The organism is Bradyrhizobium sp. CCBAU 25360, from assembly GCF_028128695.1.
Lineage (GTDB): Bacteria > Pseudomonadota > Alphaproteobacteria > Rhizobiales > Xanthobacteraceae > Bradyrhizobium > Bradyrhizobium ottawaense.
In genome coordinates this window covers 49,361-68,214 of sequence record NZ_LBJA01000029.1, presented here as the reverse complement: position 1 = coordinate 68,214, position 18,854 = coordinate 49,361, and the positions used below count along the sequence as shown (strand labels likewise).

The window sequence follows — 18,854 nt, the reverse complement described above, 5'->3', positions numbered from 1 at the left end:
ATGCGTTCATTGGGAATTGTGGCGCTCAGCGTCATGCTGGGCGGTTGCGCGTCTGTGACGCGCGGCACGACCGAAAACATCAGCATCTCATCGACACCGTCAGGCGTGGAGGCTGTGGTCAGCGGGCTTGAGGTGCCGACAACCTGCACAACACCTTGCGCCATCGTCGCCAAGCGTAGCGCCGACATCACGATCACCTTCGAAAAGGAAGGCTATCAACCCCAGACGGTGCAACTCACCAAGGAAGTGTCGGGCACGGGCGCCGCCGGCTTCGCCGGCAATCTCCTCGCCGGCGGCGTCATCGGCATGGGCGTTGATGCCGCGACCGGGGCGGCCACCGATCACAAACCCAATCCGGTCATCGTGACGATGCAGCCGACCGCCCCCGCCCGCAGCGCGCGGCCGGCCGCGCCGCGCAAGCCGCGTCCGCCAGCGGCCGCGCCCGAAGCCGGGACGTAAGGGTCACACACAGCCTCGGAAACAAAAAAGGCCGGCTTCGCAGCCGGCCTCTTTCTGTTCATGATGAGCGCTGGATCAAGCCTTGACCAGCGGGCCCTTGGAGGTCGGCCCCTTCGAGCCGCCGGGACCGCCCGGCTTGGACTTGCCCGGCGGCCGCTTGCGGGCCCCCGGCAGCTTCTCCTGCTTCGGCGTGACCGGGCCCTCGACGAATTCGAACCCGATCTTCTCCTTGGTCTCGTCAGCCTCGTCCTTGACCAGGACGACGCGGACGTGGCCGCCGCCCTTCAGCTTGCCGAACAGCACCTCGTCGGCGAGCGGCTTCTTGATGTGCTCCTGGATCACGCGGGCCATGGGACGTGCGCCCATCTGCTCGTCGTAACCATGCTGGACCAGCCAGGCCTTGGCGGGCTCGGACAGCTCGATGGTGACGTCGCGGTCGCCGAGTTGGGCTTCGAGCTGAAGCACGAACTTCTCGACCACGGTGCCGATCACCTCGACGCTGAGATGGCCGAACGAGACGATGGCATCGAGACGGTTGCGGAATTCCGGCGCGAACTGCCGGTTGATCGCCTCGTGGTCGTCGCCTTCCCGCTTGGAGCGCGTGAAGCCGAACGCCTGCTTGGCGAGATCGGAAGCCCCCGCGTTCGTGGTCATGATCAGGATCACGTTGCGGAAATTGACCTGCTTGCCGTTGTGGTCGGTGAGCCGGCCGTGATCCATGATCTGCAGCAGCACGTTGTAGAGATCAGGATGCGCCTTCTCGATTTCGTCGAGCAGCACCACGCAATGCGGATGCTGGTCGACGCCGTCGGTGAGCAGGCCGCCCTGGTCGAAGCCGACATAGCCGGGAGGCGCACCGATCAGGCGAGATACGGTGTGCCGCTCCATGTATTCGGACATGTCGAAGCGCAACAGCTCGACGCCGAGGCTTGCCGCGAGCTGCTTTGCAACCTCGGTCTTGCCGACGCCGGTCGGACCCGAGAACAGGTAGCAACCGATCGGCTTCTCCGGCTCACGCAAGCCGGCGCGCGCCAGCTTGATCGATGCCGCAAGCGACTCGATCGCCTTGTCCTGACCGAACACGGTGCGCTTCAGCGTCTGCTCGAGATGCTTGAGCACCTCGGCATCGTCCTTCGACACGCTCTTCGGCGGAATCCGCGCCATCGAGGCGATCGTGGTCTCGATCTCCTTGATGCCGATGGTCTTCTTGCGCTTGTTCTCGGCGACCAGCATCTGCGCCGCACCGGACTCGTCGATCACGTCGATCGCCTTGTCCGGCAGCTTGCGGTCGTGGATGTAGCGCGAGGAGAGCTGCACCGCGGCCTCGATCGCCTCATTGGTGTACTTCAGCCGGTGGTAGTCCTCGAAGTACGGCTTCAGTCCCTTGAGGATCGCAATGGCGTCCTCGACCGTCGGCTCGTTGATGTCGATCTTCTGGAAGCGCCGCACCAGCGCGCGGTCCTTCTCGAAGTGCTGGCGGTATTCCTTGTAGGTGGTCGAGCCCATGCAGCGGATGGTGCCCGAGGCCAGCGCGGGCTTGAGCAGGTTCGAAGCATCCATCGCCCCGCCCGACGTCGCGCCCGCACCGATCACAGTGTGGATCTCGTCGATGAACAGGATGGCGTTGGGATGCGCCTCGAGTTCCTTCAGCACTTGCTTCAGGCGCTCTTCGAAGTCGCCGCGATAGCGCGTGCCCGCGAGCAGTGTGCCCATGTCGAGCGAGAACACCGTGGCAGCCGCCAGAACTTCCGGCACCTCGCTGTCGACGATGCGCTTGGCGAGGCCCTCCGCGATCGCGGTCTTGCCGACGCCGGCTTCGCCGACGAACAACGGGTTGTTCTTCTGCCGGCGGCACAGCACCTGGATCGCACGGTTGATTTCGGAATTGCGTCCGATCACCGGATCGATCTTGCCGTCGCGCGCCTTCTTGTTGAGGTTGACGCAATAGGTCTCGAGCGCCTCGCCCTTCTTCTTGGCGTCCTCGGCGCCCTTGGTCTCGGTCTCCTCGTCGACGCCGCGCACCGGCCGCGCCTCGGAGACGCCAGGCCGCTTGGCGATGCCGTGGCTGATGTAGTTGACCGCGTCATAGCGCGTCATGTCCTGCTCCTGCAGGAAATACGCGGCATGGCTCTCGCGCTCGGCGAAGATCGCGATCAGCACGTTGGCGCCGGTCACCTCTTCACGACCGGAGGATTGCACGTGGATCACGGCACGCTGGATCACCCGCTGGAAGCCGGCTGTCGGCTTGGCGTCGTCCGCGCCGTCGGTGACCAGATTCTCGAACTCGGTCTCTAGATAATTGACCAGGCTCGTACGGAGCTTGTCGAGATCGACACTACAGGCGCGCATGACGGCGGCTGCATCGGAGTCGTCGATCAGGGAGAGCAACAGATGCTCGAGCGTCGCGTATTGGTGATGACGCTCGTTTGCGATCGCCAGCGCACGATGCAGGGATTGTTCAAGGCTTTGGGAAAAAGTCGGCATTCGCGTCCTCTATGGCCCCCACCATCATGATCGTCATCGCCCGGTCAGGCAACAACAACCTTTGTCACATATAGTTATACAAGACCGCGGCGAAAGACCGGTTCCGCGACTCTGGCAGCGACACACCCGCGGTATTTTCGATGCAAAACCCGTTCCGATTTGGGCGGACTACCCATTTGGGCAGGGTTGACGCCGGCGCCGAAGTTCACCGGATCATGCAGCAGGATGCGCTGCCATCACACACCACACGAGCAGAACCACTCTAAGGAACGGGACCGGCGACTACTTCTTTTCCATCACGCATTGCAGCGGATGCTGGTGCTTGCGGGCGAAATCCATCACCTGTGTCACCTTGGTCTCGGCGATCTCGTAAGTGAACACGCCGCACTCCCCGATACCATGATGATGGACGTGCAGCATGATCTTGGTCGCGGCCTCGATGTCCTTGTTGAAGAACTTCTCCAGCACGTGGACGACGAACTCCATCGGCGTGTAGTCGTCGTTCAGGATCAGCACGCGGTAGAGGTTCGGCCGTTTGGTCTTCGGCTTGACCTTGGTAATGACCGAAGTGTTCGGACCCGAGGGGTTGCCCGAACGGTTCTCGTCATTGCTCATGCGAGGAGCGTAGGCAGCGGCTGGCGCGGACAGGTCGAGTCTGGAAGTCAATTGCGGCATGGCTCAGGCGTTCAAATTCCCCATGGAAGCGAATGGCGGTCGCCGCGCGACCCCGCCCTTCGGAGCCTGGCGCAGGCGCGCCGCCTTGTTGGATCGCCGCTCCCGACAATCCGGTCCAAACCGGATCGTTCGCCAGCAATATGGGCCTGCCCCCGGCCCGCCGCAAGCGTGCAGAGGTCCGGCCGATGCGGCCACGGCAGTCCCGATTCCCGGTCCGGGCGATCAGGAGCGAGGTTAAACAATCCGGACCGATTTGACAAAAATTTCGCCCCCGCGCGTTTAGAACATGTTGACCAGGAACCCCGGCTACTAACCCGGCTGCGGCGGTTTCACGCGGGTCGCTCCGGTTTTCTACGGTCCAATTTACCTGCCGTTCAATGGCATGGCGCGAAATCGGGCAAAACACAGATTTCGGGGATTGTCATGTCTCGCCCGCCGCTCGTCAGCCGCCTTGGTCGACTATGCGCCCGCTTTGCAACGGCCGAGCAAGGCAATATCGCCGTGATCTTCGCCATCGCGCTGGTCCCGGTGCTGAGCTTCGTCGGTGCCGCGATCGATTATAGCCGCGCCGCCCAGGCCCGCGCCTCCATGCAGTCGGCCCTCGACTCCACCGCGCTGATGCTCTCCAGGGACCTGTCGTCCGGCACGATCACGACGTCCCAGATCAGCAGCAAGGCGCAAACCTATTTCAATGCCCTGTTCACCAACACCACGACCCTGCCATCGGTCACCGTTGGGGCCACTTATACCGCGAGCACCAGCATCGGCTCGACGATCCAGCTCACCGGAACCGGCACCTACACGACCAGCTTCATGAAGATCGCCGGCTTCCCGACACTCGGCATCGACACCACCTCCACCAGCGCCTGGGGCCTGACGCGCATGCGCGTGGCCCTGGTGCTCGACGTCACGGGATCGATGGCCGACGACGGTAAGATGCCGGCCATGCAGACGGCCGCGAAGAACCTGGTCGACCAGCTCAGCACGCTCGCCAAGACCAACGGCGACGTCTACATCTCGGTCGTTCCGTTTTCCAAGGACGTCAACGTCGGCAGCAGCAACTATGACAAGTCCTGGATCGACTGGAGCGACTGGGAAGCGGTGAATGGCAGCTGCAGCGACAATTGGTACAAGCAACAGTCGAGCTGCGTCAGCGCGGGCAAGACGTGGACGCCGAAAAACCACAACAAATGGACGGGATGCGTCACCGACCGCGATCAGGACTACGACACCAAGAATACTGCTCCGGTGAGCAGCAACTCGTCGACGCTGTTCCCGGCGGAGCAGTATTCGTACTGCAATTCCAGCAATTCGGCCTACATCCAACCGATCATGCCGCTGAGCTACGACTGGTCGGCGCTCAAGACGCTGATCGGCAATCTGGTCCCGACCGGCAACACCAACCAGGGCATCGGCCTCGCCTGGGGCTGGATGACGCTCTCGACCGGCGATCCCATGAACGCGCCGGCCAAGGACACCAACTACACCTACAAGGACGCAATCGTCCTGCTCTCCGACGGCATGAACACGCAGAACCGCTGGTACAGCGACTCCTCGCAGATCGACGCGCGGGAGAAGAAGCTGTGCGACAATGCCAAGGCCCAGCCCAACAACATCACGATCTACACCGTGCAGGTGAACACCGGCAGCGATCCGACCTCGAGCGTGCTGCAATATTGCGCCAGCAGTTCCGACAAGTTCTATCTCGTCACGTCGGCCAGCCAGACCGTTTCGGTGTTCAAGGACATCGGCACCTCGCTGTCGAAGCTGCGCGTGGCGCGCTGACGGATCGACCGCGTGCCAACAAAAAGCCCGGCTGGTTCAGCCGGGCTTTTCGATTCCAGGACGTCCTGAAAAATTTACTGAGCAGCCGGGGTGAACTTCGACACGATGGTCTCGACCGGCTTGAACGCCTGCTTGGCGAGGTCGCTGTAGAGGCCGGCGATCTTCTGCGATTCCGCAACGAAGGTCTCGTAGGAGGAACGGGCGAAATCGGTCTGCGCTTCCATGGCCTTGTCCAGCGACTTCACGCCGGAAAGCTTCTCGACGAAGGACTTGGTGTCTTCGAACGACTTCTTCGTATAGTCGCCATAGGCGCTGGCGATCGCCTGGAGGCCGTGCTGCACCGAGGTCGCGGAGGCGACGTACTGCTCGAAGTGCTCTTTCCCGTAGTTCTGAAAGTCTTCAACCTTGAACATTTCGGAATCCTTTTCCCTGGCTCTCGTCGGGAAGCCCCGGCTCCCTGACTCTGCCCACAATTAGTGCAACGCACAAAAAAAGTCAAGAATTTTGTGCGACGCACAATTGGACTCATTTCGCGAAGATTCCCGGAGTTTCCCGCAAGGGTTCTTTAAGCATTTGGAAACCGCGGGCCCCTACCCTGATTCCCTGGACGTGTTCAACTTCCGCAGACGGTCAAAAGCCGTTTGAGACCATCACCTTAGCCAGAATAGCGGTTCAGGTCCAACGTCCCCCGCGGCGAGCACCAGCGGAGGGACAGCCTGAGCAGGTAATGATCCCGGGTCCATTGGGCACAATTTCGCCTCACGAGCCGGTGATCAAGTCAGAAACGGGGACGGGGTTCCATGCTTCGTAAAAAGTTGTCTTCCTCGCGCTTGGCGCGGGTTGGCGTTTTCGGGCTTCTTACGGTCACCACCGCGGTCATCTTCACCACCGATGCCGCCGAGGCGCGGCGTCATCGCCGCCATTACGCGCACCACCGGGTGCAGCGCGACGTGTCCGAGAGCTCCAGCCCGAAATTCGCGTCCATCATCGTCGACGGCAATTCCGGCGCAGTGCTCCAGGCGACCAGCCCCGACGGGATCCGCCACCCCGCCTCGCTCACCAAGATCATGACGCTCTACCTGCTGTTCGAGCGTCTCGAGTCCGGGAAGATGAAGCTCGACACCGAGATGCCGGTGTCCCAGCACGCCGCCGATCAGGATCCGACCAAGCTGAATTTGCGCGCCGGCCAGACCATCCGCGTCGAGGACGCGATCAAGGGTCTCGTCACCCGCTCCGCCAACGACGCAGCCGTGGTGATCGCCGAAGCGATCGGCGGCGACGAGGACGACTTCGCCCAGATGATGACGCGCAAGGCGCGCTCGCTCGGCATGTCCAAGACAGTGTACCGCAACGCCAACGGCCTTCCCAACGACGAGCAGGTCACGACCGCGCGCGACCAGGCCACGCTCGGCCGCGCTATCCAGGAGCGCTTCCCGCGCTACTATCGCTATTTCGCGACCGCGACCTTCAACTGGCGCGGACAGTCGATCCGCAACCACAATCACCTGCTCGGCAATGTCGAGGGCGTGGACGGCATCAAGACCGGCTACACCCGCGCCTCCGGCTTCAATCTCGTGACCTCGATGCGCCGCGGCAACCGTCATCTGATCGGTGTCGTGCTCGGGGGCCGCAGCGGCGGTTCGCGCGATGCCATCATGCGCAACCTGCTCGCGGAGAATCTCGAGAAGGGTGCGACCACCCACACCGTCGCCGCGGTCACGGAGCGCAACGGCGCGGACGCCAGCACCGAGGTCGCCGACGCGTCGCCTACCCCGGCCCGCGCCGTTCCGCAGGTTCAGGCCGCTCCTGCCCCTGCTCCTGAAGCCGCTCCGTCGCGTCTGGCCGCACGCCTGTCGACGCTCGCGGCTGCGACTGCCGCGGTGCCGCCGGCCCAGCCCAGATCCGAAGCCAAGCCTGAAGTTCGGCCGACGGAATCCAAGATCGAGCCGGCGCCGCTCACCAATGGCGTGATCTCGAGCCAGCCGCTCTCCATCATCCCCGGCTCGTCCGAGCCGATGAAGCCGGTCCGGGTCAAGACGGTTCAGGTCAAGGCCGGCGCCGTGAAGGTCGCTTCCGCCGCCCCCGCTCAGGTCGCACCGCCGGTCACCAACGCCATTTCGTCCCGTTCCGACGTCGCGGAAACCTCCACCGCCGTCGTCGCCCGGGCCGATCTCATCAACAAGCCCGAGGTCGTCAGCCAGCCGGAAGCGCCGAAGGCCGAGATCACCCGCGCCGAGCTGCCGCGGCAGCCGGCGGGCTTCGGCACCGGCAACGGCCTCCTCGGGGTACTGCCGGCCGCAACGACTGCTGCGCCCGCCCCGGCCGCTCCGAAGCTGGCCTCCGCCGACCCGATGCCGGTCCAGATGAGCGCCACCACCAAGCCGGTCGCCACCCACAGCGGCTGGATCGTCCAGGTCGGCGCGCTCGAGAGCGAGAACGAGGCCCAGCAGCGCATCGACGCCGCGCGCAGCTCGGCCCGCGGCCTGCTCAGCAAGGCCGATCCGTTCACCGAGGTCGTCGCCAAGGACAATCGCAAGCTCTATCGCGCCCGCTTCGCCGGGCTCGAGCGCGACCAGGCCGAAGCCGTCTGCCGTACCCTGAAGCGCGCCGACATCTCCTGCATCACCGTCCGCAACTGATCTTTCGCAACGCTCCGCTCAAAATGCCCGCGCCTTGCGCGGGCATTTTTGTTTTTGGCGGATCTCGATGCCAGTTCCGCGACAACTTCTCGTCAAGGATTTACGGTTAAAACTTTACTCAAGAGATCAACCACGCCGACAATGGCGGGTGTCAGGGCGACGGCAAACAGAGCAAGCGGAGCTCACGCGGTACGGGCGTTTGTAGCGTAGTGCCGGAGTTAGCCGTTATGCGTACGAAGCAGAGTATCCTTGGCCTCGTTTACACGGGCAGCGAGATAGTTCGACCCCCCTTGGTCGGGATGGAGTTTCTTCATCAGGGTCTTGTGGGCCCGGCTGATGTCGTCACGCCCCGCCCCCGGCTGCAAGCCAAGGATCTGATAGGCCTCCTCCGCCGTCATTTTGCCGCTCGCCGCCGTGCGGCGCTGCCCCCCTGCCGCATCGCTCTGCGCGTTCTGACGCCAGGCGGGAAACCGGCGGTCCAGATAGCTTTCAAGTAAGGCCACGCTCTCGGCGTCGAATGTCGGAACCATGGCCAGCAGGCTAGCGAGATCGAACTCGCCGAGATCGCGCCCGGCGTGAGGCCCGGCGACGATCTGCCCGCCGAGCTGGCCAGAGCCGTGGTCGAGCCGCATATCCAGGAATTGCGAACGCACGCGTGAAGACTGCCCTGACGCGGGCGCAGCACCACCGCCGCCGAACAGCCCGCCGACATTGCCGAAGCCGGCGTTTGCCAGCGGTGTCCAGCCCAGCAGCCCGGCGCCGAAAATCCCGAGCGGGATCGCCACCACCAGCTCGCCCCGCAAGCCCGTGAAGGCTGCGACCGCCAGCGCCACCACGCCGCCACCGAACCTGATGGCCCTCGCCAGCACCGCCGGATTGGCAGCGCGAAACATCTGGAGCAGCAGATAAAGCGTGATAATTGCGACAGCGCCGGCGATCAGGGTCATGACCGGAATATAGTCGCCCTCGCGGCAAAATGCATGGCATACGCCTCGCCGCGACGCCTGAGCGCTACTTCATTTGGCCGATCAGCCTGGCCGCGCCGCTCGCGGTCTTCGCCAGCTTCAATAGCGCCTCGCGACCGCCGGCGGCATAGGCCGCAGCCGCCCGCAGCAGCTCGCGCAACTGCGCCGCCGCACCCGGATCGAACCGGCACCAGGCGCCACCCGTCAGGCGCGCGATCTCGCGAAAGGCCTGCTCGGCGACGGCGTCATGACCTTCCTGAAACAGGAACACGGGCACTTTGAGCATGCCGAGCTCGCCGGCCTTGGCGCAGAGCTCGTCGACCTTCTCCTCCATGGCATCGCCGACGAAGACGACGGCGCGCACGCCCGATGCGACCGCTTCGCGCCGCGCCTCGGTCAGCACCTTGCCGATCTGGGTGTCGCCGCCACGGCAATCGATCTTGCTCATCAACGCCGCAAGCCTGTTGCTGTCGGAGATCCATCCCGTGGCGCGGCACTCGTTGAAGCCGCGATAATAGACCAGCCGGATGTCGAGACTGCCGAGCGCGGCGGTCTCGCGAAACATGTCGGCCTGCAGCGCGCAGGCCATGTCCCAGGTCGGCTGCCGGCTCATCGTCGCGTCCAGCGCGAAGATCAGCCGCCCCTTCGCGCCCGGCGCATGCGGTGACATCGCCTGCGCCTTGGCGACGAAGGCGGCGATGTCTTCCGTAGTCGACATTCCGGCCTGCGGCACCGCACCGCCTGCTTGCGCCGAGACGGCATCGCCGCTGCGGGGTTTAATGGGTTCGCCCGACATGCCTTGACCCTGCGTGGGCGGCTAATGTGGTTAGCGCAAGCAGCCCGGTCAATGTGCAAAGCCCCCGCCGGCAGAGGCTGGCGGGGGCTTTGCAGATCGTGACTGACGATGTGGGCGCCGTCAGGGCGAAGAGGTCAGCTCTTGGCAGGCCCCATCAAGGCGACCGGACCGGGCTCGAGGATATTGGGCGGCGAGGATTGCGTGTCGACCGGCGCGATCTCGCTGTCGGCGGCGCTCAGGAATTTGTCGAGCATGCCCTGGATCGAGTTCTTGGCGACATCCGGACCGGTGTCGCGCATGTCGTTGTGCTGGAATTCAGTCTTCACGACCTGGATACCCGCCTTCTCGCATTCCTCGTCCGTCGGGATCACGCCCGCATCGGCCTTGAACTGCGGATCGGTGGAGCGGAACGACAGGATCTTGAACTTGCCGGCGGTGACGAAGGGCACGCGCAAATTGTCGAGCGTGACGACCTTTTTGACTTCATCCGGATACTGTTTGGCGAAATACATCGTGATGTCGCCGCCCATGGAATGGCCGACCATGGTGACCTTGTCGTAGTCGGCGTTCGGCTGAAGCTTCCTCATTTCCTGCACGGCGAGATGGATGTTGGCGACACCGCGCAGGATCTGCGGCAGGCGGCCGACATAGAGCTCGCCGGGCTTGGTTACCATCGGAGGATCGGTCGGCAAGTCGTGCTGCGGGCTCAGGACCATGTAGCCGCGCGCAGCGAAGATGTTGGCGAGGAAGCCGTACTCGGTGTTCTTGACGGTGTTGCCGTGATTGATCACTGCGACCGGCAGCGTGATCATGCCGGCGGTGGCCTGCATTTCCTTGTCACGACGCACCGCGATGTCGACGGGCACCGGGCGATTGTCGCGCGAGGCGTCGTAGAAGGTAATGGTCTCGTGCTTGATCGCCCACTTGCTCGCCGTGAAATAGGCGATGCCGCAGAGAGCACTGACCGAAACCAGAACGGCAATTCCACGCTTCATTTTCGTCCTCAGCCTCAGGCTCTTGCGGCCTGAATCCCTGTTGAAAATCGTGTTCTTCCGGGGCTCTTCGACCCCTTGTCGCCTATTCGCTAATATATGTCACAGGCGCGTGACAGGAAGGCCAAATATTGTGAACCGGCAGCCCTTTCATTGTGCGCCGCACACGTTTTGTAGGCATCCCGTCCTCGCCAAGCTACGCCAGCGTGCACGTCACCATCCGACGCAACCGGTCTCGCTTGGGTTCAATTTCACGGTCAACGTAAGGTGAAAACGGCGGAGCGCGGCCACAGTTCCCGCGGAAACCGGCACCTCAGATCGATCGGAAGTAGCGATATACCGCCGCTCAGGCGCCGAGGATGTCGTGAACCTCGAGCGGCTTGTCGACCTGGTTGAACCACTCGGCCCGGTTGGCGGCGCGGCGGCGGCCGCGCTCGTCGAGCGGCAGCTTGAGCTGCCGGAGCAGGCTCGTCACCTCCTCTCGTGCGGTCAGATGGCCGAGATTGGGCCGCATGCCGAGCGTGGTTTCGTCGATCTCGTCGAGGGCGGTCAGGCCGCGCGGGAAAAATTCGCGATAGACGACGCGTTCGGCGAAGCCGTCGACGTAGCGGAAGCCGAGCCGCAGCGACAGATCCTTCAGCCCCTCGGCGACGAGCTGCTTGTTGCGCGAGCCGAGCATCGACAGGCGGTTGCGCACGACGATCCAGTCGGTGGTCGAGCCGTCGAGCTGGCGGCGCTTGCGCCTGACGTCGCGCACCATCTCGGCGTAGTGGCTCTCGCCCGTCACCGCGTAATTGGCGGGATCGACGGTGCCGAGCACGTCGAAATCGAGGAAGCTGTCGTTGATCGGCGTGACCAGCGTGTCGGCCATCGAGTGCGCCAGCCGCATCAGATAACTGTCGGTGCCCGGCGTATCGATGACGATGAAGTCGAAGCTGCTCTCGACCGCCGAGACCGCCTCCATGAACTGCTGGAACTCGGAATTCTCGTTCTCGGCGATCTGCATGGTCTCGCCGAGCTTGATGCAGCGATGCACCGGCAGTTCGAGGTCGAGCTTGGTGCGGCGCGCCCAGGCGGCACGGTTGCCGATGTAGCGCGTGAAGCTCTGCTGACGGCAGTCGAGGTCGATGGTGGCGACGCGCTGGCCGGCCTTCAGGAGCGCAACCGCGATGTGCAGGGCGGTGGTCGACTTGCCGGAGCCGCCCTTCTCGTTACCGAGCACGACCACATGCGCCGAGCCGGATTGGCCTTGGCTAGCCTGCACAAGCATGGCGATCCTCAACACCCCTGATGAATATCTTCGAGTTGGCCGCGTCTGCGGTCAAGTGAAATGCGTGACAGGTAATGCAAATCGCAGCGCGCCTGCTTCATCATGAATCGCGGCGCCGTCTTTCTTTCTGTAATCCAGCCCACAATGTCGCGACATCCTGCGCGACCTTGCGCGGGATGCTGTGCCGCATCCGGATGCATGGCGTCCACGATCGCCGCTTGTTAAGGTTAGTCGCCCCTGGCGCCAGGTCATGCCGCGCCGATTCCCAACCCTGTCGAGTCCTGATGTCAGCAAGCCCTTTGATCGCCCGCACGGTCCCAACCTTGCGCCGCGCCGTCGACAATCTCCGCAAGCGAAAGGCCACGATCGCGCTGGTCCCGACCATGGGGGCCCTCCATGACGGGCATGTGTCTCTCGTCCGCCTCGCCAAGCGGCGCGCCAGCCGCGTCGTGGTCTCGATCTTCGTCAACCCGACCCAGTTCGCCCCCACCGAGGATTTCGGCGCCTATCCGCGCACCTGGAAGGCCGACATCGCCAAGCTCGCAGCCGAGGATGTCGATATCGTCTGGCATCCCGGCGTCGATGCCATGTATCCGGACGGCTTTGCCACCCGCATCGTGCCGGAGGGACCGGCGATCGCCGGCCTCGAGGACCGCTTCCGCCCGCATTTCTTCGGCGGCGTCGCCACCGTCGTCGGCAAGCTGTTCACGCAGTGCCGGCCGGACTTCGCGATCTTCGGCGAAAAGGATTTTCAGCAGTTGCGGGTGGTGTCGCAGATGGCGCGCGACCTCGACCTCGGCGTCAAGGTCGTCGGCTCCCGCACCGTGCGCGAGCGCGACGGGCTCGCGATGTCCTCGCGCAACGTCTATCTGTCGCCCGAGGAGCGGCGGACCGCCCCCATCCTCTACCGTGCCATGAAGGACAGCGCCGGCCGCATCCGTGCCGGCGAAGCCGTTGCGTCGGCCATGAAGCGTGGCGCCGCAACGATCGAGGCGGCCGGCTTTGCGCTCGACTATTACGAAGCGCGCCATGCCGAGACGCTGGCGCCCCTCGCCTCGCGCAAGGACGGACCGTTGCGGATCCTGGTCGCGGCCAAGCTCGGCACGACTCGGCTGATCGACAATATCGCGGTTTAGAGCAGCCCGAGATCGCGCAATTCGCGCCGCATCGGCTCCGGCATCGCCGCGATCGAGCCGGCGGCGGACTTGCCGAGATCGGGCGGCACGGAATCGTCGGCGAGATAGCGCCAGCCCTGGAATGGGCGCATCGGCCGTGGCGACACCGAGACCACTTTCGGCTGCATCACGATCCGGCAACGGCCGATACCGTCCTTGTCGCGGAACGGCTCGATGCCGATGATCTTTTCCCGTGCGGCGATCTCGCCCTTGATCACCCAGTAGAGCGACCCGCCCGAGAGGATCTCGGCATCGCGCTTGGGGACCATGCGGGTGATGTGGATGTGATGTTGCGGCAGACCCTTCTTCTTGGCGGTCTGCATCCGTTCGGCGATCCACTCCTTCAATTCCTTGACGGAGTCGCAACCGACGGCGAGCTTGATCAGATGTAGCGGCATGCCCAAGCATTAGCCGGGCGGCACCGCATTTGGAATGCCGATCTATTCGTTATCCGCAGCCGCGGGCGCGGCCGCCGAGGTTGGCGGCGGAGCGAGCGGAACCGGCGCTGCAGGAGCACGCGCAGCCTTCGGGGCCGGCGGCTTCTTCGCGGCCGGTGGTGCGGCGGCCTGTGCCGACGTCGCGGCGGGCGCGCGCGGTGCCGGCGCTGCGTTCGCGGCGGCGGGCGCCGCCTGGCGCGTCGTCGCCGTGGGCTCCGGATTCATGATGCTGACCGGCGGCGTCGACGAGGCGCTAGGGAACTCAGCGCTGGTCGGCTTGCCCGTCGGCATCGCGGGCGGCAGCCCGGCAAGCGCGGCCGTGGCCGGCATCGCCGACGCCGTTGCAGGCGCGTTCCAGGTTGGCGCATGGCGCGCGACCAGCATGTCGTAGAGATGGGCGTCCATGTTGGCGGCAACCCGCTGCTGGTCGGTCAGCGAGCGGAACGCGGCGCAGTCGAACTGCGTGCAACCGTCGCGCACGACCAGCACCTGCGCCACGAAGCCGTAGCGATCGTGCTCCAGCGCCTTGCGCAGCACCTTCATGTCCGTCGTCAGGCTCTTCTCGGCGATCGCGGCATCACCGAGCGCGGTCAGCCGGTCGATTCGGGCCGCGGTATAGGAGACGGCGGCAGCCGCGGCATCCGGCGAGCCGAACAGCGCCTTCTCGCAGCCAATGGCGACCGCATCGCCGGCGAGATCGTCGAGACAGGACAGCGCCGGCAGGCTCGCGATGACGGCACCTTGCGCGCGCGCTTCGGTCGGAGCGTCCTGCCCCGCCGGTCCATAGACGCGCACGGTGGCAGCTCCGGCGATCGCGATGGACAGCAGCGTGATCACGGTCAGCGCGCCGTTGGCGACCGACCTGTCGGCGCGCAGCAGCGTGATCAGCAGGATCAATCCGAAGAATCCGGCAGCCGCCAGCGTCATCCACATCGGAAAGGCCGGCGAGCGCCAGATTTGGTCGAGCGAAGTGGCCCATGCCCAGTTCATGCGCGACGTCCCCTCACGCGAGCAGAGAGCGAATGGTCAAGCAAGCACCGCGAGTCGGCAACTGCCCCCAGGCCCACCTTGGGAAGGTGAAGCGGGCCTTTTGACGGCGGCAGGACACAATTCCGCAGGGGGCGCGAATGCGCGGGAGCGTCGGTTTTCAGGACAGCGCGAGCTGGCTTTCCTTGGCGACGCGTTCGAAGGCTTCGGTCGAGCTTTTGATCCGGTACTGGCAGTCGTCGCCGTCGGTCGGCAGCAGGCGAATGACCTCGTACGAGCCGCTGGCAGCAGGGCGCGCGACGTTGCTGGCCGTGAACAATACGCGCGTTCCAATCGGGAATTTGTGCTTCAACACCCTCTCCATCACTCAAACAACGCCTGCCTCGCCCATGGTCCCACTGCGACGGCCGGCCAGAAACCCAGCGCTGTATAGCACGCGGCCAGCCGTTTTGGCCAGCGCCATGCCACCATGGCAAACGTGTAAATCCTGCAATCTTTTCAGAATGATAGGGATGGAACCGACAGGTCGATGATACCGCCGGGGCCGCATGTTCAGGCGGCATGTCGCAGGGCCGGTCGCAGCCCGATTGGCATATAGCCCCGGTCAATGTCCGGAACGTGAGCGCCGCCGGCCGGCACACAGCCAGCGGCCTCGCTCGGACCGACCGGTCAGGCGTCCTCGAACTTCTCGATGACAAGGGTTTCGGCCAGCCCGTCGCGGGTCCATTCCTGGAACGCCGGCAGCGCCATCATCGTCTCCATGTAGGCCTTGGTGTCCGGCGCGACGTCGATCGCGTAGGTGCGCAGGCGATGCACCACCGGCGCGTACATCGCATCGGCCGCACCGAAGCGGCCGAACAGGAACGGACCCTTGGCACCGTAGCGCGTGCGGCACTCGCGCCAGATCTCCTCGATGCGCGCGACGTTGGCCTTGGCGTCGGCCGACAGCGCCAAGGGCCGGACCGGCCGGTGCAGGTTCATGCCGCATTCGTTGCGCAGGGGCACGAAGCCGGAATGCATCTCGGCGCACACCGATCGGGCATGCGCGCGCGCGGCGACGTCGTCGGGCCACAGCTTCACTTCCGGATAGCGCTCGGCGATGTATTCGATGATGGCGAGCGAATCCCACACCGTGACATCGCCGTCGACCAGCACCGGCACCTTGCCGGCACGGCTGAAGGACAGGATCTGCTCCTTGTCCGCGGGATTGTCGGTGTAGAGCGGGATCAGCGTCTCCACGAACGGGATGTCGTTGGCGCGAAGCGCGAGCCATGGCCGCATCGACCATGACGAGTAGTTCTTGTTACCGATCGCGAGTTTCAGCGCAGCCATGTCATCAGTCCTTCCCGAGACGTCCTAGGGCGAGCCGCTTTTAACGCCATCCCCTGCCGCCAATCAATCGTTGCTGCGCCCCGTCATGCGTGGCAATCGTTGCGGTCCTCGCCAAGAGACGGACAAGAGACGGACATGAGACAGACATGAGCAGGCACTGGGTCGACATCACCGCGGTCGGCTTCTTCATCATCGAATGGCTGGTCTATGCCCTGACGCTGGAGCATTCGGCCTACGGCCGCGACAGCCTGTCGGCGCGCATGAACCGCTATCGCGAGGTCTGGGTGCGCCGGCTGCTCGACCGCGAGACGCGCATGGTCGACATGCAGATCATGGCCTCGCTGCAGAACGGAACCGCTTTCTTCGCCTCGACCAGCCTGATCGCGCTCGGCGGCGCGCTGGCGCTGCTGCACGCCACCAACGACGCGATCACGATTTTGAGCAAGCTGCCGATCGACCTCAGCACGTCGCCGGCGATGTGGGAGTTGAAATGCGTCGGCCTCGTGCTGATCTGCGTCTACGCCTTCTTCAAATTCGCCTGGTCCTATCGCCTGTTCAACTATGTCGCGATCCTGTTCGGCGGCATGCCCCCGGCCGAGCGGCGCGACACGCCGGAGGCGGAGGCCCATGTCATCCGCACCACGCGCCTGTTCGAATCTGCCGGCCGCCACTTCAACCGCGGCCAGCGCGCCTTCTTCTTCGCGCTCGGCTATCTCGGCTGGTTCGTCAGCCCCTGGCTGCTGTTCGTGACCACGGCGGCCGTGGTGGTCGTGACCTGGCGCCGGCAATTCGCATCGAGCGCGTGGGCCGCGATGGCGCCGGAGGTGGCGGATGGCGATGAGGCGATGAAGCGCGGTCATTGAGGCGCTCCCGTGTCCCGGACAAGCTGCAACGCGCGAGTGTTGCGGCGCAGAGCCGGGACCCAGGGCAACACGGCGCGATGCGGATGGATGGGCCCCGGCTCTGCAGCGCACCACTTCGTGCTGCGCCGCGTCCGGGGCACGAGAGCGGTGAGTGGCGCGCGCGCTCTCCACCGTCATTACAATGCGCCAGTGCGCATCCCAGCGGCAGTGCCGTAGAGTGGGCAAAGGCGCATAGCGCCGTGCCCACGATCTCTCTCCATAAGCAACAAGGCGTGGGCACGCTTCCGCTTTGCCCACCCTGCGAGATCGAGTTTGTGGCACGCAGCTCAGCTCGCAGACACGCCTTCGCATTCTCGCGGCGCGTTTCGCCCGAGCTTTGCTTCATCTCGTACCCTCATTAGCCAAGAGGGCGCAGGGAAGGCCGGGTGCCAGCTCGCACCCGCGGTCCGCTGCGCGAAAAGCACACGCAGAAAGAACCGCACAGCAGCATACAGGTGGTGCCGATCACTCGGCCTTCCCTGCGCGATGGTCGTACGGCTTATGCCGTGATCTCCCGGGAGCCGACCATTCCTTCTGGCCTCCCTCGCCCCGCGAATTGGATGATGCAGTCTGCCCGGTTGGGCTCGCTCGCACCTTCGCAAGGACTTGACCGTGGCAACGACGGCCAGGACCACACGGTTTTGCCGTACGCACGGCCCGCCATTTCGCCGCAGTTTTTCCTGGCCCTGTCGACGAAGCCGGAAACTTACAGACGAGACGAAGCCTAGCAGCGCCGCTCGTCGCACGAAGCCTCGGGCTCACAGGGACTACCCGCCCTGCCCGCGCCTCTCGTGCCGACGCTGCCGCGTCCACCGCAAGCCCGGCTCGCGATGCGTGACGACACATGATCGCCCCTCTTGGTGAGCCGGGATGGACGACACATACGCCGAAACCGAATTTCGGTAAAGTGGAATATTTTTGGCGGGATGGATTGACAGAGCGCGACACAGGCACGATCGCGTAGCCCCGATGGAGCCAACGGGCTACAAGAGCTACGATCCGAAATCCCGCGGGCTGAACGGCAGGTCCATGATCTTCCATTCCCCGTACAGATTTGCCGGCAGCATCTTGTAAGGTTGGCAGTTCTGGAGCGCGCTCATGGCGGACTTCACGAGCGCCACGCCTTTCGCGGACGGCGGAGCCTCGATCAGGATCGGCTCGCGCGCCAGCGTGCCGTCGGTCGCAAACACCGTGCGCAGCTTGATGCGAACGGCGTCGGTGGGGCTGAGTCCGGCCGGCAATTTCGCACAGCTGCGCAAATGGCGACGAAGCGCGGCGATGACTTCCTGCGGCAGCTTGGCTGCGATCGAATCCTTGGCATCGCCGCCATCGTCCTTGGGGGTGTCTTTCGGCAGCTCCGGCGGCAATTCCGGCGGCAGGCCCAGCATGACGCCGTACTTGACGGTGACGTCAGGCTGCGGAGCCTGATAGGCCGGCGGCGGCGCGGCCTCCGGCTGCTGCATCGCTTGAGGCGGCGGCTGCATCGGTGGCTGGGGCGGCGGTTGTTGCTGCGGTTGGGGCGGCGGCTGTTGCGACGGCTGTGGCTGTTGAGGTTGAGGCTGCACGTTGGCCTCACGCTGCTTCGGCGCCGGCGAGGGTTGCGGCTGCGGCTGCTTCTGCTGCGGTTCAGGTGGCGTCTGCTGCGACGACGGTGCCGCGTCCTGCTGCTTGGCCGCGGGCTTGCCCGCCGCTTCGGACTGGTCGGTGAAATCAAGCTTCGGCAGTTTCAGATCGGGCGTTGGCTCCGGCGGCTTCTCCTTGGCCGCCTCCTTCGTCTCCTGCTCCTTGATCTCTTCCTTCACCTGCTCCGGCGTGACGATGTCGACGGTCACGGTCTCCGGCGGCTGGCTGCGAAACGGATGGACCTCGCTGATCACGATGATCAGCGCCACCAGCGTCAGATGCGCGATTGCTGACGCCGCAATGTCCGTCCGTATGATCTTCCGCAGTTCCATC

Annotated in this window: 17 protein-coding genes; 5 read left to right on the top strand and 12 right to left on the bottom strand. The window is 64.6% G+C overall.

Features of this window, described 5'->3' with window-relative positions; genetic code table 11:
- Positions 1 to 459 carry a hypothetical protein gene (locus tag XH81_RS06830; protein WP_028143972.1) on the top strand — a complete coding sequence of 153 codons (459 nt, stop codon included), beginning with the start codon at positions 1 to 3 and terminating at the stop codon, positions 457 to 459.
- A 75-nt stretch (positions 460 to 534) separates the two neighbouring features.
- On the opposite strand, the gene clpA is transcribed toward XH81_RS06830, so the two are convergent.
- On the bottom strand, positions 535 to 2,943 hold the full coding sequence (gene clpA / locus XH81_RS06825; protein WP_028143973.1) for an ATP-dependent Clp protease ATP-binding subunit ClpA: 2,409 nt from the start codon (positions 2,941 to 2,943) through the stop codon (positions 535 to 537).
- Between the two features lie 282 nt (positions 2,944 to 3,225).
- Positions 3,226 to 3,558, bottom strand: coding sequence for an ATP-dependent Clp protease adapter ClpS (clpS, locus tag XH81_RS06820; RefSeq protein WP_026202494.1), 333 nt, complete (start codon positions 3,556 to 3,558; stop codon positions 3,226 to 3,228).
- A 483-nt stretch (positions 3,559 to 4,041) separates the two neighbouring features.
- Between clpS and XH81_RS06815 the strand changes: the two genes are divergently transcribed.
- Positions 4,042 to 5,403: a TadE/TadG family type IV pilus assembly protein gene (locus XH81_RS06815; RefSeq protein WP_028143974.1), complete on the top strand. Its 1,362-nt coding sequence runs from the start codon at positions 4,042 to 4,044 to the stop codon at positions 5,401 to 5,403.
- A gap of 74 nt (positions 5,404 to 5,477) precedes the next feature.
- Here the strand turns inward: XH81_RS06815 and XH81_RS06810 are convergent, their stop codons facing one another.
- The gene (locus XH81_RS06810) at positions 5,478 to 5,816 is read right to left on the bottom strand and encodes a phasin family protein (protein WP_028143975.1); all 339 of its coding nucleotides are present in this window, start codon (positions 5,814 to 5,816) and stop codon (positions 5,478 to 5,480) included.
- A gap of 387 nt (positions 5,817 to 6,203) precedes the next feature.
- Here XH81_RS06810 and XH81_RS06805 point away from each other — a divergent pair, with 387 nt between their 5' ends.
- Positions 6,204 to 8,042 (top strand): D-alanyl-D-alanine carboxypeptidase, encoded by a 1,839-nt coding sequence (locus XH81_RS06805; protein ID WP_028143976.1) that lies wholly within the window; start codon positions 6,204 to 6,206, stop codon positions 8,040 to 8,042.
- A gap of 218 nt (positions 8,043 to 8,260) precedes the next feature.
- Here the strand turns inward: XH81_RS06805 and XH81_RS06800 are convergent, their stop codons facing one another.
- The 4 genes from XH81_RS06800 to XH81_RS06785 all read right to left on the bottom strand — a co-directional run bounded on the left by XH81_RS06800 (position 8,261) and on the right by XH81_RS06785 (position 12,065).
- Entirely contained in the window at positions 8,261 to 8,989 is a 729-nt protein-coding gene (locus tag XH81_RS06800; RefSeq protein ID WP_028143977.1) for a DnaJ domain-containing protein, read from the bottom strand.
- A gap of 64 nt (positions 8,990 to 9,053) precedes the next feature.
- On the bottom strand, positions 9,054 to 9,803 hold the full coding sequence (locus XH81_RS06795; RefSeq protein ID WP_028143978.1) for a hypothetical protein: 750 nt from the start codon (positions 9,801 to 9,803) through the stop codon (positions 9,054 to 9,056).
- Positions 9,804 to 9,937: 134 nt separating this feature from the next.
- On the bottom strand, positions 9,938 to 10,798 hold the full coding sequence (locus tag XH81_RS06790) for an alpha/beta fold hydrolase (protein ID WP_028143979.1): 861 nt from the start codon (positions 10,796 to 10,798) through the stop codon (positions 9,938 to 9,940).
- A 343-nt stretch (positions 10,799 to 11,141) separates the two neighbouring features.
- Positions 11,142 to 12,065 carry a division plane positioning ATPase MipZ gene (locus XH81_RS06785; RefSeq protein ID WP_028143980.1) on the bottom strand — a complete coding sequence of 308 codons (924 nt, stop codon included), beginning with the start codon at positions 12,063 to 12,065 and terminating at the stop codon, positions 11,142 to 11,144.
- Between the two features lie 284 nt (positions 12,066 to 12,349).
- Between XH81_RS06785 and panC the strand changes: the two genes are divergently transcribed.
- Positions 12,350 to 13,201: a pantoate--beta-alanine ligase gene (panC, locus tag XH81_RS06780; RefSeq protein ID WP_038950344.1), complete on the top strand. Its 852-nt coding sequence runs from the start codon at positions 12,350 to 12,352 to the stop codon at positions 13,199 to 13,201.
- Here panC and XH81_RS06775 read toward each other — a convergent pair.
- From XH81_RS06775 to XH81_RS06760, 4 genes are all read right to left on the bottom strand, one after another.
- On the bottom strand, positions 13,198 to 13,638 hold the full coding sequence (locus XH81_RS06775; protein ID WP_028143982.1) for a DUF1489 family protein: 441 nt from the start codon (positions 13,636 to 13,638) through the stop codon (positions 13,198 to 13,200). The genes panC and XH81_RS06775 overlap by 4 nt on opposite strands.
- A gap of 42 nt (positions 13,639 to 13,680) precedes the next feature.
- Positions 13,681 to 14,667, bottom strand: coding sequence for a hypothetical protein (locus XH81_RS06770; RefSeq protein WP_152102833.1), 987 nt, complete (start codon positions 14,665 to 14,667; stop codon positions 13,681 to 13,683).
- A gap of 157 nt (positions 14,668 to 14,824) precedes the next feature.
- A complete protein-coding gene (locus XH81_RS06765) occupies positions 14,825 to 15,028 on the bottom strand; it encodes a hypothetical protein (protein ID WP_018321158.1) in 204 nt (67 codons plus the stop codon).
- A 305-nt stretch (positions 15,029 to 15,333) separates the two neighbouring features.
- Positions 15,334 to 15,996, bottom strand: coding sequence for a glutathione S-transferase family protein (locus XH81_RS06760; RefSeq protein WP_028143984.1), 663 nt, complete (start codon positions 15,994 to 15,996; stop codon positions 15,334 to 15,336).
- A gap of 146 nt (positions 15,997 to 16,142) precedes the next feature.
- On the opposite strand from XH81_RS06760, the gene XH81_RS06755 reads away from it, so the two are divergent.
- The gene (locus tag XH81_RS06755; protein ID WP_028143985.1) at positions 16,143 to 16,859 is read left to right on the top strand and encodes a DUF599 domain-containing protein; all 717 of its coding nucleotides are present in this window, start codon (positions 16,143 to 16,145) and stop codon (positions 16,857 to 16,859) included.
- A 1,031-nt stretch (positions 16,860 to 17,890) separates the two neighbouring features.
- On the opposite strand, the gene XH81_RS06750 is transcribed toward XH81_RS06755, so the two are convergent.
- On the bottom strand, positions 17,891 to 18,853 hold the full coding sequence (locus tag XH81_RS06750) for a hypothetical protein (protein ID WP_038949948.1): 963 nt from the start codon (positions 18,851 to 18,853) through the stop codon (positions 17,891 to 17,893).
- Position 18,854 lies beyond the last annotated feature (1 nt).